We start from the raw sequence: 16,106 nt of genomic DNA, 5'->3' as shown, positions 1-16,106 counted from the left end.
ACGACACGACACGACACGACACGACACGACACGACACGACACGACACGACACGACACGACACGACACGACACGACACGACACGACACGACACGACACGACACGACACGACACGACACGACACGACACGACACAGCGCTAAGCATCACGCCACCTTTTTTTACAACGATAGCTAATTATTAATTATCAATTATCGATTAATTTAAAATGAAAAAAGGGGCGTTAAAATGAAAAAACGACAGTTAAAACAGGGCGTGTGCTTCGGGCTAGCAGTCAGTGTGCTGGCATTGGTTTTGGTGCTAATCAAGCCTGAGCTTGCCAGTGCATACGATGTGGTCGATGACATCGTAACCGTCACAGAAGCGGACGGCACAGATTTCAATGCAATCTATAAAGAATACAAGGAACACAGCATTATTGAGCTACCTGCTGGCACCTATACACTCAGTGACACGCTGGTGATTGATCAGCCAGTGATTATCCGAGCTGCCGATGGCTTATCAGCAGATGATGTCATCATCGACGGTGGGGCGAAAAAAGAAACAGAGGCAACCACAGATGAGGTTTGGCAGGCGCATCTCAAGCTGATTCGCCAAGCGTTCACTGGTGTCGCAGATGGTGATGTCAGTAGTATTTCTGATGATGATTACCGATTATTATATCAGCTATTGCCAATGGCGTTAGTTAAATACCCAGATAGTGAAGCGGAAAAGGATCGCGGTCAGCGCTTATGGGCTTGGGTGAGAGCGGAATTATTAGACTTAGACCCGACATATCCGACTCCAAGTGCTACGAATATGGGAACGACATGGGAAAATATGATTGCCTTAGGGACGACATCAACCCATGTTAGAGCCTCACTAAAATTTAAAATTAATAAAGAATATCTGACGACCAATAAAGATAGCTTAAGCTCAAGCTATGATGCTCTATTTTCACAGGAAATGGGGGAAAATGCCTTTAAGCATCAGCTGCATATGGATAATGCCTATGCAATGCTTGAGGGCGTGACCTTACAGCACTTTATGGGCTTTCAGTTTGTGACACGTGCGCAGGAAATTATTACTGGTGCAGTAGATTTTGACTACCATGCCAAGCTAGCGGACAAGCTTGCCTCAGCGATTTCGATTAATGGCTCACTCAATCGTGTCAAGGTTGTCAATAACTTTATGGGCGATATTTTACCAATTCAGGGCGAAACTGTGACGGATAATAGTAGTCGTGAGGCAAGTCAAGCGCAAAAAGAAAAATATGGTTTCCCTTCGAATATACCATCTTTTTATGGGGTGACTTATGGTCAAGCGCTGAGCTCTGAAGGTCGGGGTGACCTAACACATTTAAATTTCTATGAGCTACCCAGTCCGATTTTACTGGTCAATGGTGGGGCGGTTTCCAATTCCTTAGTTGCCTATAATGGTTACAGCTATTCCAACACGGAGACGATTTCAGCAAACCTTGAATATAGTGACGCTCAATTTAAAGATCATCAGCTGAAATACAAGGTGGGTGACTTTGCAACCATTGTCGCCTTAGGCTACAGTCGTTGGACTAATAATACCATCGCAAATAATAATAGCTACTATAACTTCGCTGGCTTGGATGGGGATTTGGTTTTTCAAAATAATATTTTAATGGCACCAGAGTTTGGGGCAGCGACTGAAAGTACGTCTAGCTATTCACCCTATTCGGTTTTAATCCACCCACAAAATACGGGTGGCGCGACAGGTGCAGGCTATAAGCGTCCTAACCGCTACAGTGATGGCGTAGGGGGGTGGGTTAGTGATAACGGTTGGCGCCCGTCAGATTATCGTGATCCCATTCCAGTTACCATTACAGGTGCTGGTATTGCCAACTACCAGCCGAAGGCTGAGAGCGATGCTAATGCGCTATTTACCAATGTCCCAAGCGGGACGACCGGCTATCGCAATCCCGACGGCAGCTATAATGACAGCTTTGACTTCACACCAAAGAGCGATTCGTCAGCCATAGTTGGCCAAGCCGTTGACTGCTATTATCCACAGGTTGGCAAGGATGTGAAAGGCAATTCCCGAATCTTAGGAACAAAGCCCGACCTCGGTGCCTATGAGGCGGCAGGTGCTGAACCAAGCTGGGCGCGAGCAGGTGTTGACAAGGATTTTTATATCACGTTAGAGGGTTCGGGTGATTATAGTGGTAAGGATTGGGACAACGCCTATGCGGGTGGTAGCGATATTCAGTATGGCATTATCCTCGCTCACAGGGCAGGTGCTGAAAATATTTATCTGGGCGAAGGTACTTTTAGTGTCTACGGCAAGCCCTACCTTTACACCGGCTACGCCAATGACTATACGACAACGATTTGGGATGGGATTATATTAGCACCAACGCTTAATAGCTTAAGAGAGGATACAACCAAGGGCATGAGCCTTTATGGTCTAGCTGAAAAGACTGAAACGGGTGAACCAAAGACACGATTGGTAGGGCAAAAACAGACGACTTACTATTCTGATAATGCGCACGTTTTTCAAGGCTATATTTCTGGCTCGTCATTTGGCGCGCCTCCAAGTATTGCAAATAATCCTAGCTATAGTGATTATTACAACAGTAATCCAGCTAAGCTTAAATATGCCTGGTCAAGCTATCCGTCACATGCGGCCCGCACCACCTATGGTGCCAGAATCGTCTCTCAAGTAGAGCCTGTTAAAGGAATTGTTGACAGTGTCCTAATCGAAAAAGGCTATGTGGCGACCTCACAAACCACCCAGCAGTCGGTCAAATGGACAATTTCAGAAGAAATTGCCAATCACAATCTCGCCAAAGGCGGCGGCGGTATCTACCTGTGGAATGGTACCCTGCGCAATAGCTTGGTCAAGGGCAACTATGAAGCCAGAGCCTTTATCAATCAATTTTTAGGCTGTGGCGGCGGTGTTTTCCTAAATGATAGCTCGACGATGGAAAATACGACAGTCTCAGGTAATATCTCAGAAACCAATGGCGGTGGTGTCTTAGCTGCCGGTGCCAATACGACGGTTAAAAATTCCTTGATTACTGGTAATATTGCCTTTGAAAATGGTGGTGGGATTGCGACAGGCGTACAGGCTGCGACCGCTCAGTCAGATAGTAGTCCAACGAAAATCATTAATACAGTGGTTAGTGGTAATTATGCGCTTGGTGTAAGCTGGCAAACCAATAATACCGATTGGACCAATTGGGCGATTGAACCAAATGAAACAGTCGGAAAAGGTGGCGGTGTTGTCCTCTACGCACTTGCCGAGGTCAAGGGGACAACGATTGTCGATAACTATGCACCAAAGGGCGATAATCTTTATATGGCGGGTGGCAAAATCAAAAATACTGCGATTTATTCAACCAATAAAACAACGCTGATGAGTGATTTAGAAGACTTAATGTACGGAAAGGTTTCAGGAAGTGAAGGAAGTTGGCCATACTATAATCTTTCCTCAAATGGTTCGGCATTGGATACCATTTTTAGTCCGTTTTTACCAAGCTTACCGAGAGCAGGGACAAACGCATGGGATGCTGCAAGCAATGGATCTGATAAGGCAAGAATCTTCAAGTTTTTCATCATTCCGAACATTTCAAACAGAGGGGCATTGACCGAGTTTGTCGATTTGGCGATTGATGACACAAATGCAGCGATGATTAAAGCCAATATCCAAAACAGTGCCTTTAAGACCGTTGCGATTCATGGCGAAATGGGGCTAACGAAATTAGATAATGCTAGCGATATCGGTAGTGCTAATCTTGTTTATTCAGATATTAAAACACTGCTAGGACTTGGAGAGGGGGCTGCTGCACCAGAGGAGAGTATCCATGCACTTTCGACCTATGCCCTACCGATGTATGCAGAAAATCTATCGAGTGAAGCCGGAGTTGCGCTCTTGGCAGATTCGCAGCTAGCAAATACAGGCGTCGCAGATGCAGAGATGCTGAGAGATTACTTTGGCTATGGTAGAACAACGGCTGATATTGGTGCCTTTGCAAGTACGGGATCTGTGCCACCGGTCAACTATGAGCTAACCTACCATGCTGGTACAACCGATGCCGTTTCTGATTTACCAATCGGACAGGTGGTTAAAAAAGGAGCAGACAGCACTGTTTCCAATCAGCTACCTCAACGAACTGGCTATCGATTCTTATATTGGCGTGATGAGGAGGAGAAGACCTATCATGCAGGCAACACAATCTCAAATATACAAGTGAATCTTCGTTTGACTGCTCAGTGGCAGGCGGAATATTCAGTGACCTATTTACCAGGTGCCGATAATGTCACTAATTTACCAACGCCAAATCCTGTTACTGGTTTAATTTCAGGTAAAGAACCTTATACGATTTCTGAAACTGTACCTGAACGCTCTGGTTATCGTTTTATTGGTTGGTCAGATGGTGTGAAAATTTATCAATCTCAAGCTGATATTGAGATTGAGGGTAATATTATTTTTACTGCACAATGGCAAAAAGTAGGAACACCAGTGACTACCTTTAAGGTTCTCTATCAAGCGGGGACTGATGAGCGAGTTGAGGCAATGCCAGAAAATGCCGAGGTCAAACAGGGTGAAGATTACGTGATTAGCAGTCAGCTACCAGCACGAGCGGGTTATTTGTTTATTGGCTGGCAGGCCGATGATCAAGCAGGTACGGTGTATCAAGCAAATACGCTGCTTCAAAAGCTTCAAGGTGACCTGACTTTAACTGCCAAATGGCAAGCGATTACCGGTCTGCAGGTGCTTTATCTGGCGGGGACAGCTGAGGCTGTTCAAAATCTTCCTGCCCCAGCCGAGATTGAGGTGGGTAGTGCTTATATAATTTCAGATTTGATACCAGCTCGTGAGGGCTATACGTTTAGCGGCTGGCTAGCAGACGATGAAGCGGGTACGCTTTACCAGCCAAGTGATAGGCTGACCAAGGTCCAAAGCAAGCTTGTGTTGACTGCACAGTGGGAAGAGCTAAAGGCAGAGGATCATCAAGTCGCTGACCCTGAAATGCCAAGTCAAGGTGAGCCACCGACATCAGTAAAGGCTAAAGAAAAAATGAAAACACTACGCTTATTGCCAATGACAGGCGAAGTATATCAAGTACCTGTATTATTAATTATTATTTTAGGTGGCATTAGTGTAGGCGTATGGGGCTGGAGGAAGAAGCGTAATCCTTAAGACTGAAGCTAGAAATGCGAGTTAATTAGACGTTGCAGAATGCTGTTAATCAATAGTGAACCTTAGCCATACTGAATGCTATTAATTAGCAGTGAACCTTAGCGAACATTATTAATAAAGAAATAGTTGTATTAAAAATAAATTAATCCTCAAAAGTTGGCGTGATACCAATTTTTGAGGATTATTTTGTGCGTAGCTAGGGATTTTACCGCGAATCAGGAATTGTTTCCGAGAAACAATTCCAAATTCACGTTATAATTGCTGATTTCTTGCGAAAATGGTATTGTTTCCCAGAAAGAATCCCAAATTCACGTCAAGGGGACTCTTTTTTGGATAGAATCTATTATTCTTAGATTTGATAGCTTTGCTGTTTGATTATTAGCTAGTCCTTAAAAAAAGGGTTAAACCATTTTTCTTCTCTGATGGTGGTTGGCTGACCATGTCCGGGTAAAACCGTCAAGGTTTCTGGCAGGGTTAGTAATTCTGTTTTAATCCCATTGATCAATTGCTCTTGATTGCCAGTAAATAAATCAGTTCGCCCAATTGTTCCCTTAAATAAGGCGTCGCCTGTTATTACAAATTCATCAAAAAGAAAGCTGATACCACCGGCTGAATGACCGGGTGTGGGTAATACCTTAAAGCTCATTTCACCCAAGCTGTAATTTTCGTAATCAACAAATTCAAATTCAGCTGGCTGAACGATGACATCTGACATGTCGTTATGTCGATCTAAGCCTGATAAATTTAGCTCAGGCGTGTAAAGCCATTCTGCCTCCTTTGGTGAAACATAAACAGGTACGTCAATATATTTAGCACGAATCGCCTCCACGCTCATAATATGATCATAGTGAGTATGTGTTAAAATAATTGCTGCAATTGGTAGATTGATTGTGTCAATTGTTGCCAGTATTTGCTCGGTTTCGCTTCCTGGATCAACGATTAATAAAAACTTATCGTTATAAATAAAATATGTATTCTCATTTGCAACTCGATTGGTTAGCTTTTGGACACTGAGCATAGAATCCTCCTTTATTAGTTAAGTGGTTTAAGCCAATTGTACAACATTTTATCAAAAATTAGCGACTGAATGCCTTTACAATTTTAAAGTTAATTTTTTTCCATTACGACTGAATCGCCTTATGATACAATGGGAATAGATTGTGAGGGATGTAATGAGCGAGAAATATGCAGTTGTTGATTTGGAGACGACAGGTCCTAATCCTCAACGTGATAAAATCATTCAAATTGGTATTGTACTGATTGATGATGGACAAATTACAGATCAGTTTGCTCAGGATATCAATCCGGAATGCATACTGCCCGTTCATATTGCGAATTTGACAGGCATTACTGACAGTCAATTGAGGTCGGCACCGCTGTTTGAAGAGGTTGCACCCTTGATTTATGCCCTAATTCAAAATCGAACCTTTATTGCCCATAATATCAACTTTGATTATCAATTTTTAAAGTATCACTTTGCCCAATCAAAAATTGATTTTAATGAAAAGGGCATGGATACTGTTGAACTAACGCAGATATTATACCCAACTTTGGAAAGCTATCGCTTGGAGGATATTGCGAAAGTATTTGAGCTAGAGCATTCAAATTCACATCAGGCCGATAGTGACGCCTATGCAACAGCGGCACTTTATCTTAAATTGACTGAAAAGGTGCAGCAGCTGCCCAAATATTTATTAGGTCAATTAAGTGATTTATCAGGTGAGCTGTCTTATCAAACTGGTGCTTTTTTTCAAAAAGCCTATTTGCGTTCAAATTTGAGCCAACATTCATATGTGGCAGTAAATGGCTTATTATTAAAGAAAATGGTTGTTAGTCAAGCTAAAATTAAAAGGAGTCCCTTGATTTTAGCTGAGGTATTGAAGCGGTTTGGGATGACGAAGCGCCCAATTCAAGTCGAAATGATTGAATACTTAACTGAAAAGAAAGGCTTACCTAATTTTATTGAAGCACCCTCAGGAATCGGAAAAACCTTTGCTTATTTATTTGGTATTTTAAATCGGATTGGGAAAAATCAACGCCTTGTTGTCTCAACTGAAACTAAATTATTACAAAGTCAGCTAGTAGATGAAGAACTGCCAAAGATTGCTGAAATATTCGGTATTCAAGGCACCCTTTTAAAAAGCAAGCGAAATTATTTAGATTTAACTGCCCTTAAAAAAAATCTAAAAACGGCGACAGGTAAAAGAACCTCAATTTATCAAATGGGGGTTCTAATTTGGCTTTTAGAAACTGAAACTGGGGACTTAGATGAGCTTAATAATCTGGACTTAACGCATGCTTTTTTTGAAGCGGTTAGATACGCTAATCACTCATTAGCTAATCAATTTGGCGAGTATGATTTCTATCAACGTATTACGGAACAGGTTAGGCAATCAACAGTTTTAATTACGAATCATGCATACTTACTAGAACGTCTCAAGCAAGAGCCTACGCTATTTTCAAATGATATTTTATTGATAGATGAAGCACATCAATGGCTTAAGACAATCGAACAAATTCAAGAAAAGAAAATTAATTTAACAGGTCTAATCAAGCGGCTTGAGCAGGAGGCTTTCGAGAAGGATAGCGAGCTTCAGTTTCGGATTATTGATATATTGAAAGCGACAGTTGATGAGCTGATGGGGAATGAAGCAACCTATTTTGATGACGATTGGTTTATTGAAAATAGTGAGCTAGTTGAAGCCTTGACCATCTATTTAAATGATTTATTGAGTGTTGGTACGGAGTATATCGAAGAAATAGAGCTATTATTAGCTTATTTCCAGCCCAATCAAATAGAAAAGGTTAAATGGGTTGCTGATACTGCGCCTTTTGTGCTTGCTGAAAATAGCTTAAATGTTTCCAAGGTAAATGAGTATCTGGCTGTTTTTTCGGAACAAATTTTTATTTCGGCAACCTTATCGTTTAATGGCACGACAGATTTTTTCCCTAAATTACTTGGTATCCAGCAATATGAGTTTGTGCGGTTTGACAGTACGATTTACCGAAATCAACAGCTTTGGGTAGCTGAGGATAGTCCCGATATATTAAATTTAAGCACCAAGGAGTATAGTCGTTATATCTGTCAGGTGATTGATAAATTAATTGATTTAAAAAGACCGATTTTAGTTTTATTTACCTCACAAGAACTACTAAAACAAACCTATTATCATTTAGAAAATCAATTAAAGAATACTATCTTTGCCCAAGGTATTACAGGAAGTAATTCACGGATTTTAAAACGTTTTCGCTATGCTGATGAAGCAATTTTATTAGCGACCTCTTCGTTTTGGGAGGGGGTAGATTTTCCCGAATTTGAAAAAAGTATTTTGGTGATCACTCGCCTTCCCTTTGAGCAGCCGGAAAATCCCTTTGTCAAGCGAATGACTTTAGTTCAGGAGCAATTATTTAAAAATGCCTTTAGGGATTATACGTTACCTTTGGCAACCTTAAAGCTCCGTCAAGCATTTGGTAGAAATTTAAGACATCAAGCGCAAAAGTCGGCAATTGTGATGTTAGATAAGCGTTTAATAACTAAAAGCTATGGTAAGCGAATTATCAATAATTTACCTACAGATTTAACGATTGAACAGGCTGACTTAGAAAAAATTCCTAGTCAGATTACAGCTTTTTTTAAAGAATCATGATAAAATAAACATTTATAAAAGGCGTTTTTTAAAATTAATGAAATAGATAAACGAGGCATTTAATGGAAAATCAACAAACACGTATTAATAAATTTTTGTATGGCGTAATTGGCTTACTTATTTTGGTTTTGGGTTTTACTCTAGTGACCTATCTAATTAGCACCTATCCTTATCGCTCTGGGCGAGCAGAAGCGATTAAAGCAGCGGAAAAATATGCTAATATTGAAGAGGTTACGGATTTTGACCTGTTTACCAGAGATACGACCTATTATACAGTTTATGGGCGGACCAAAAATGATGAATCTTTGATTGTTGTCGTACCTAAAAAGGGAAAGCAAATTTTAACCTATGAAACAAAAGAAGGTATCAATCCTGAAAAGGCGATTTCATTGTCGGGTTTTTCTGGAGAGCATATATCGGTTAATTTTGGAGTTGTGAACGACACACCAGTATGGGAAGTGAAGCAAGTATTAGATCAGCAAGTTAAATATGCTTTAGTTGGCTTTAAAGACGGCAAGGTAGAGGAAGGATAAGGAGAAAAAATGATATTATCGGAGCGCGCCAAAAAATTAAAATCATCAGTAACGTTAGCAGCCTCAGCGAAAGCAAACGCCTTAAAGGCAGCGGGAGAGGACATTTTGACCTTGACGGTCGGTGAGCCAGATTTTGCAACACCAAAGAATATTCAAGACGCGGCAATCACTGCGATTCAATCTGGAAAGGCGAGCTATTATACGCCAACTGCAGGTATTCCAGCCTTGAAGGAAGCCATCATTGCGGCAACTGAGAAGGATTATGGCTTTAAACCAGAAAGCCAAAACATCATTGTGACTGATGGTGCTAAATTTGCACTCTATACCTTATTTCAAGTGATTTTAAATCCAGCCGATGAGATAATTATCCCAACGCCTTATTGGGTGAGCTATGGTGAACAGGTAAGTATGGCAGAGGGTGTACCAGTTTTTGTGAAGGCGACTCGTTCAAATCATTTTAAGGTCAGCGTTGCTCAGCTAGAGGCAGCAAGAACAGAAAAAACGAAGGCTGTTATTATCAATTCACCATCCAATCCAACAGGTGCCATTTATTCAAAAGAAGAATTAACACAAATTGGCAATTGGGCTGTTGAAAATAATGTATTAATCATTTCAGATGATATTTACGGTAAGCTCGTTTATAATGGGGCAGTGTTTACACCACTAGCATCAATTAGTGAAGCAATTCAAAAGCAGACTGTCATTATAAATGGTGTTTCTAAGGCTTATGCAATGACTGGCTGGCGGATTGGTTATGCGATTGCTGATGAAAAAATTATCTCGGCGATGACCAAAATTGCGTCACAATCCACCAGTAATCCGACTGCAGTTTCGCAATACGCAGCGGTTGAAGCCTTAAACGGCTCACAAGAAATGGTTGAAACGATGCGTCAAGCATTTGAGGCGCGACTCAATGAAGTTTATCCTTTGGTCGCCGCGATTCCAGGCTTTAAAATTGATAAGCCACAGGGTGCATTTTATCTTTTCCCTGACGTGACAGAAGCTATGAAATTGAAGGGCTTTAGTGATATTAATGAATTTACTAATGCCATCTTAACTGAAGCGAAGGTTGCTTTAGTGACTGGTGCTGGTTTTGGCGCACCCGAAAATATCAGAATGAGCTATGCGACGGATTTGGAAACCTTGAAAGAAGCCGTTAAGCGAATTAAAGCGTTTATGGAAAAATAGGAAAATATTTTTTGTTAAGTGCTGTGATTTAATCCCTGCCTCTTTACCTGATATTTACGATTGATAGGCTTCACACGCTAGAAAATCTCGGCATAGGTCAAAATAATTCATGACCCAGCTGTCCTTATAATTATTTAAAGCCTATGCTCGCTTTTCTATCAACCGTGCTCAGCATCTTATATTTAGAACTCTTAATGGAGGAAGAAATGCTATATCCCACACCCCTAGCAACTTTAATTGATAGTTTTATGAAATTACCAGGTATTGGTGAAAAAACGGCTACTAGGCTGGCTTTTTATGTTATTGAAATGCAAGATGAGGACGTTAATCAATTTGCTAAATCCTTACTTTCGGCCAAGCGGGATTTGACCTTTTGTTCAATTTGCGGTGATTTGACTGATGAAGATCCCTGTCGCATTTGCTCGGATACTAAGCGCGATCAAACTACAATTTTAGTAGTTGAGGAAGCTAAGGATGTTGTGGCCATGGAAAACATGAGGGAATATCATGGCCTTTATCATGTCTTGCATGGCACAATCAGCCCGATGGAGGGCACTGGACCAGATGATATCAACGCAGCAAGTCTAATCCAGCGTTTGCAAAATTCCGAGGTTTCAGAGGTAATTATTGGTACCAATGCTACTGTTGAGGGAGAAGCGACGGCGATGTTTTTATCAAGGCTGATTAAGCCGGCGGGTATCAAGGTAACTCGTTTAGCACATGGCCTATCTGTTGGTAGTAATTTGGAATATGCGGATGAAATTACTCTTTTAAAGGCTGTCGAAGGTCGCCGTGAAATTTAGTTATATTTATAATTTACTGGTTGACAGCGCTTTCAAAAGGTGGTATGATGATTTTGTTGAAATGGATGGTTATTATTTAGTTAAGCTAAACCTAATCAACACCTGAGATAATGGGTGTTGATTAGGTTTTTTTGTTCAAAAAATAGGGTTGGAGGTGGCGGAAGTATTGAGAATTGAAAAAATATTAAATAATAATGTCGTCATAATTTTAGATAAAAATGATCAAGAGGTCATTTTGATGGGAAGGGGATTAGGTTTTAAGAGAAAAATCGGAGATACAATTTCGGAAAATGAAGTAGAAAAAATTTATGAATTAAAAAGTGTGAAAGAAACTGAAAAAATTGAGGAATTATTTGCTGAAATTAGTGATGATGAAATTTATCTTGCAGATAAAATATTAACGACTGCAAGAGTGGCATTAGATAAAACCTTGAATGATGTTGCCTTTATTGCGATTGTTGATCATTTACACGCAGCAGTTGAACGGTTTAAACAAGGCATAGCAATGAAAAACTTCTTACTATGGGATATTAAGCGCTTTTTTCCTAAGGAGTTTGCGGTTGGTAAGCAGGCACTTGATATTATCGAAGATAGATTATCTATTCGCTTGCCAGAGGATGAAGCAGGTTTTTTAACCTTACATCTTGTAAATGCAGAAATGGATATCGGCAATGAGGATCAAAGTGCAGTTGATTTAACACGATTAATTGAAGAAATCTTAACGGTTGTTAAGTATACTTTAAAAATTAATTTTGATGAGGAAACGATTTATTTCCAACGTTTCATGACACACTTAAAGTTTTTTTCTGAAAGAGTACTCCAGGGTAGAACACAGCAAATTGAAGAAAATGTTGATGACGATTTGTATTTTTTAATTATCAAGAAATACCCTGAAGCTTTTGAGGCAACTAAAAAAGTAACATCCTTTTTAGAAAAACAATGGCATTATTCTACCTCACCAGATGAGCAGGTCTATTTAACGATTCATTTGGCGAGAATTATTGATAAAAATAATCATAAATAAATATTCTGAGGCTATAAAATACTCAGATAAATATAGCAAGCTTTTCAAGCTTGTAATCCTGAAGAAAGGAGAGGCTTTCATTTTTTGATAGCTGAAAAATGATTGAATTAATGGTCTTTGGAAAGACAAGGGTTGTTCGGATCGTGACATTAAGTTGGCGAAACCTCCAGTAAAAATTAATTAAATTTTATTAAATGGAGGCATAAAATGGGTAAATACGAGGATTTAGCAAAAAAAATTGTTAAAGAGGTTGGTGGCAAAGAAAATGTCAACGACTTAACAAACTGTATTACAAGATTACGTTTTAAATTGAAGGATGAATCGAAGGCCAATACAGAAGCATTGAAAAATACAGACGGTGTTGTAACGGTCATGCAGGCAGGTGGTCAATATCAAGTTGTTATCGGCAATCATGTGCCAGATGTCAGAAAAGATGTTGATGCGGTGTTGGGTGTTTTGGAGCCAGAGGTTGCTACTGGACCGAAGGGTAATTTATTTGACCGATTTGTTGATATGATTTCGGGTATTTTCCAACCAATCTTAGCACCCTTATCAGCAGCCGGTATGTTAAAGGGTGTTGCAGCTATTTTAAGCTTTGCGCTTGGTTCTGAGTTTGCGGCAGGCTCTACCTACGCTGTTTTAAATGCAATGGGTGATGGTTTATTTCTTTTCTTACCAATTTTCTTAGGCTATACAGCGATGAAAAAATTTGGTGGCTCACCATTTCTAGGTATGATGATTGCTTCAGCACTTGTTTATACGGGCTTTATTGATGGCTCTGCTACGGCTACCTTTGCTGAGAGCGGCGGGTTGAATTTCTTTGGTATTCCTTTTTCAATTCCAGCAGCAGGATATGGTTCAACAGTAATGCCGATTATCGCATCAGCAGCGTTTGCAGCCTTTATTGAAAAGCAATTAAGAAAAGTTATCCCTGATGTTGTTAAACTATTTTTGGTACCTTTCTTTACAGCACTAATTACAATTCCATTGACCTTCTTAGCAATTGGACCAGTGATGAATGTTGCTTCAGATGCTTTAGGGGCAGCTTTACTTGCAGTTCAAAATTTCAATCCTATAATATTTGGTGCGATTTTAGGCTTTTCTTGGCAGGTTCTGGTTATGTTCGGTTTACATTGGGCATTGGTACCATTTGCAATTATTGCCTTATCTCAGGGTGATCCGACAGCACTTCTTTCACCAAGCGGTAGCGTCAGCTTTGCGCAAACAGGCGCAGTGCTTGCTGTCTTGCTAAAAACTAAAAATGCAAAATTAAAAGAGCTTTCCATACCAGCCTTTATTTCAGGAATTTTTGGTGTGACCGAGCCTGCGATTTACGGTATTACCTTACCGAAAAAGAAACCTTTCTGGGCTTCTTGTGCGGTTGGTGGTGTCTTTGGTGCAATTACCATGGGCTTAGGTATCCAAGCTTATAGTATGGGTGGTTTAGGCATTTTTAGATATACAACCTTAATTTCACCAGATGGTTCAATGAAATACTTGATTTATAGCGTTATCCTAGACGCCTTAGCACTTGTTGCAGGCTTTGCAGTTGCTTACGCTATTGGCTTTGACGATGATGCGCCGACAATCGCACTTTCAAAGGATGAAGCAAAGGCAGCAGCGACAGGACATAATAGAAAATTAACTAAAGCAGAGATTGCTGCGCCAATCGAAGGAGAGGTTTTACCTTTGAGTCAATCAGCGGATGCCGCTTTTTCTGAAGGTATCATGGGTAAAGGTGTAGTAATTATCCCAAGTAAGGGCGAAGTTTATGCACCGGCAGCTGGTACGATTATGACACTTTTTCCAACGAAGCATGCAATTGGCTTGATTACTGATACTGGTGCAGAAATTTTGATTCATGTTGGTAACAATACGGTGCAATTGAATGGTCAATATTTTGAAACGCATGTTACACAGGGTCAAACGGTAAAAAAAGGTGATAAATTGGTATCCTTTGATATTCCTGCAATTGAAGCAGCTGGCTTTAGTGTTCAAACGCCAATTATTGTTACTAATACAACGGACTATGTCGATGTACTTGAAACAGAAAAAACGAGTGTTAAGGTCGGTGATTCATTACTGACTTTAGTTGCGGATTAGCTTAAATATTAGGGAGTGTTTTTACTCCCTTTTTCTATCAGTCGATTTATTATTAATAATTAAAAAAGTTAAGTTTGGTTTAAATTGACTGGTAAATAGATGAGTTATGGTAAATCCAATATTAGAATTAGTAATTTGAACAAAGAGAGGAGCTATCATGGTATTTCCTAAGGGATTTCTATGGGGTGGTGCAACAGCCGCCAATCAATTTGAAGGTGGCTATAATGAAGGTGGCAGAGGTCTTTCTGTTCCCGATTTAAAGACGGCAGGTAATGTCGATACACCACGACGGTTTACGCCGACAATTGAAGAAGGTACTTACTATCCAAGTCACCGAGCAATTGATTTTTATCATCAATATAAAACTGATATTCAGCTTTTTAGTGAAATGAATTTCAATGTTTTCAGAATGAGTATTGCTTGGTCACGTATTTTCCCAAATGGTGACGAATCAGAGCCGAATGAAGCTGGTCTACAATTTTATGATGCTGTCATTGACGAATTAATTGCCAATGGTATGACACCGTTGATTACGCTTTCGCATTTTGAGCTACCAATGGGGATTGTTGAAAAATACAATGGTTTTGCGGATAGACGTGTGATTGATTTATTTGTTCGCTATGCTGAAACGGTCATGACACGTTATCGGTCGAAAGTAAAATATTGGCTGACCTTCAATGAAATGAATTTTGGTGCAATGGATCATGGAGAAATGACTGTATTAGGAATTAATCCAAGTGATCAAACAGTTTATCCTGATGGCGCTAAGGTTAATGAGAAGGTGCGTTTTCAAGCATTACACAACGCCTTGGTTGCAAGTGCAAAGGTTGTTAAGCTTGGTCATGAAATTAATCCAGAATTTATGATTGGCTGTATGATTTGCCATATTACCAGCTATCCATTGACACCCAAGCCAGAGGATATTTTAAAACGAAAAGAATTTGATTTGTCCTTTACCAAGTTTGTGGGCGATGTTCAAGTAAGAGGTGTCTATCCTAAATATATGACCACCTATCTGAAAAATAAAGGAATATTTCCAATATTTGAAGCAGGTGATATTGAAATACTAAAAGCTGGAACAGTCGATATGTATACTTTTTCTTACTACATGACCGTTTGTATTACAACGGATGAAAAGGCTGACGAAACCTCAGGTAACTTAATGGGTGGCAAAGCAAATCCATATCTTAAGGCTAATGATTGGGGCTGGCAGGTTGATCCAATCGGCTTGGAATATACGCTAATTGATTTACAGGATCGTTATAATCTACCGATGATGGTCGTGGAAAATGGTTTAGGTTTTGCGGACGAATTAAAAGCTAACGGTACGATTGAGGATGACTATCGAATCGAATATATGCGTGATCATATTAAGGCAATGGACTCGGCAATTGAAAAGGGCGTTGATTTGATTGGCTATACCATGTGGGGTCCGATTGACTTGATTTCGGCTGGAACAGGTGAAATGAAAAAACGCTATGGCTTTATTTATGTCGATATGAATGATGACGGTAGTGGCACTATGAAACGTTACAGGAAAAAATCATTTAACTGGTATAAAAGGGTGATTGAAACGAATGGTTTAGAAATTTAATTTCATCAATCATTTCAAAACTGTATTAATCATTTATTTTGGCTATAAGTAGTGAATATAAGG

The 16,106-nt window shown here is 40.0% G+C and carries 9 protein-coding genes; 8 read left to right on the top strand and 1 reads right to left on the bottom strand.

Annotated elements, in window-relative coordinates:
• Nucleotides 1-225 precede the first annotated feature (225 nt).
• Complete coding sequence (locus HOY35_RS08145; RefSeq protein WP_172211868.1) at nucleotides 226-5,151, top strand: InlB B-repeat-containing protein; 4,926 nt, start codon at nucleotides 226-228, stop codon at nucleotides 5,149-5,151.
• Between the two features lie 382 nt (nucleotides 5,152-5,533).
• Here the strand turns inward: HOY35_RS08145 and HOY35_RS08140 are convergent, their stop codons facing one another.
• A complete protein-coding gene (locus HOY35_RS08140) occupies nucleotides 5,534-6,169 on the bottom strand; it encodes an MBL fold metallo-hydrolase (protein ID WP_172211869.1) in 636 nt (211 codons plus the stop codon).
• A 154-nt stretch (nucleotides 6,170-6,323) separates the two neighbouring features.
• Here HOY35_RS08140 and HOY35_RS08135 point away from each other — a divergent pair, with 154 nt between their 5' ends.
• The 7 genes from HOY35_RS08135 (at nucleotide 6,324) to HOY35_RS08105 (ending at nucleotide 16,043) form a co-directional block, all read left to right on the top strand.
• The gene (locus HOY35_RS08135) at nucleotides 6,324-8,798 is read left to right on the top strand and encodes a helicase C-terminal domain-containing protein (protein ID WP_172211871.1); all 2,475 of its coding nucleotides are present in this window, start codon (nucleotides 6,324-6,326) and stop codon (nucleotides 8,796-8,798) included.
• Nucleotides 8,799-8,860: 62 nt separating this feature from the next.
• Nucleotides 8,861-9,331: a DUF5590 domain-containing protein gene (locus HOY35_RS08130; protein ID WP_172211873.1), complete on the top strand. Its 471-nt coding sequence runs from the start codon at nucleotides 8,861-8,863 to the stop codon at nucleotides 9,329-9,331.
• A gap of 9 nt (nucleotides 9,332-9,340) precedes the next feature.
• Nucleotides 9,341-10,519, top strand: a complete 1,179-nt coding sequence (locus tag HOY35_RS08125; RefSeq protein WP_172211875.1) for a pyridoxal phosphate-dependent aminotransferase — start codon at nucleotides 9,341-9,343, stop codon at nucleotides 10,517-10,519.
• A gap of 206 nt (nucleotides 10,520-10,725) precedes the next feature.
• Nucleotides 10,726-11,322: a recombination mediator RecR gene (gene recR / locus HOY35_RS08120; RefSeq protein ID WP_172211877.1), complete on the top strand. Its 597-nt coding sequence runs from the start codon at nucleotides 10,726-10,728 to the stop codon at nucleotides 11,320-11,322.
• A gap of 166 nt (nucleotides 11,323-11,488) precedes the next feature.
• Nucleotides 11,489-12,346 carry a BglG family transcription antiterminator LicT gene (gene licT / locus HOY35_RS08115; protein ID WP_172211887.1) on the top strand — a complete coding sequence of 286 codons (858 nt, stop codon included), beginning with the start codon at nucleotides 11,489-11,491 and terminating at the stop codon, nucleotides 12,344-12,346.
• A 207-nt stretch (nucleotides 12,347-12,553) separates the two neighbouring features.
• On the top strand, nucleotides 12,554-14,449 hold the full coding sequence (locus HOY35_RS08110) for a beta-glucoside-specific PTS transporter subunit IIABC (RefSeq protein WP_172211889.1): 1,896 nt from the start codon (nucleotides 12,554-12,556) through the stop codon (nucleotides 14,447-14,449).
• Nucleotides 14,450-14,606: 157 nt separating this feature from the next.
• Nucleotides 14,607-16,043, top strand: a complete 1,437-nt coding sequence (locus HOY35_RS08105; RefSeq protein ID WP_172211891.1) for a glycoside hydrolase family 1 protein — start codon at nucleotides 14,607-14,609, stop codon at nucleotides 16,041-16,043.
• Nucleotides 16,044-16,106 lie beyond the last annotated feature (63 nt).

This window comes from Enterococcus sp. MMGLQ5-1 (assembly GCF_013155265.1).
Classification (GTDB): Bacteria; Bacillota; Bacilli; order Lactobacillales; family Streptococcaceae; genus MMGLQ5-1.
The sequence above is the reverse complement of the archived record's forward strand: the minus strand, read 5'-3'. Positions and strand labels throughout refer to the sequence as shown.

Excerpts from the sequence above, each read along its gene's own strand:
- HOY35_RS08135 (WP_172211871.1), top strand. The coding sequence starts at position 6,324 with ATGAGCGAGAAATATGCAGTTGTTGATTTGGAGACGACAGGTCCTAAT.
- HOY35_RS08105 (WP_172211891.1), top strand. The coding sequence starts at position 14,607 with ATGGTATTTCCTAAGGGATTTCTATGGGGTGGTGCAACAGCCGCCAAT.
- recR (WP_172211877.1), top strand. The coding sequence starts at position 10,726 with ATGCTATATCCCACACCCCTAGCAACTTTAATTGATAGTTTTATGAAA.
- HOY35_RS08145 (WP_172211868.1), top strand. The coding sequence starts at position 226 with ATGAAAAAACGACAGTTAAAACAGGGCGTGTGCTTCGGGCTAGCAGTC.
- HOY35_RS08125 (WP_172211875.1), top strand. The coding sequence starts at position 9,341 with ATGATATTATCGGAGCGCGCCAAAAAATTAAAATCATCAGTAACGTTA.
- HOY35_RS08130 (WP_172211873.1), top strand. The coding sequence starts at position 8,861 with ATGGAAAATCAACAAACACGTATTAATAAATTTTTGTATGGCGTAATT.
- HOY35_RS08140 (WP_172211869.1), bottom strand. The coding sequence starts at position 6,169 with ATGCTCAGTGTCCAAAAGCTAACCAATCGAGTTGCAAATGAGAATACA.
- HOY35_RS08110 (WP_172211889.1), top strand. The coding sequence starts at position 12,554 with ATGGGTAAATACGAGGATTTAGCAAAAAAAATTGTTAAAGAGGTTGGT.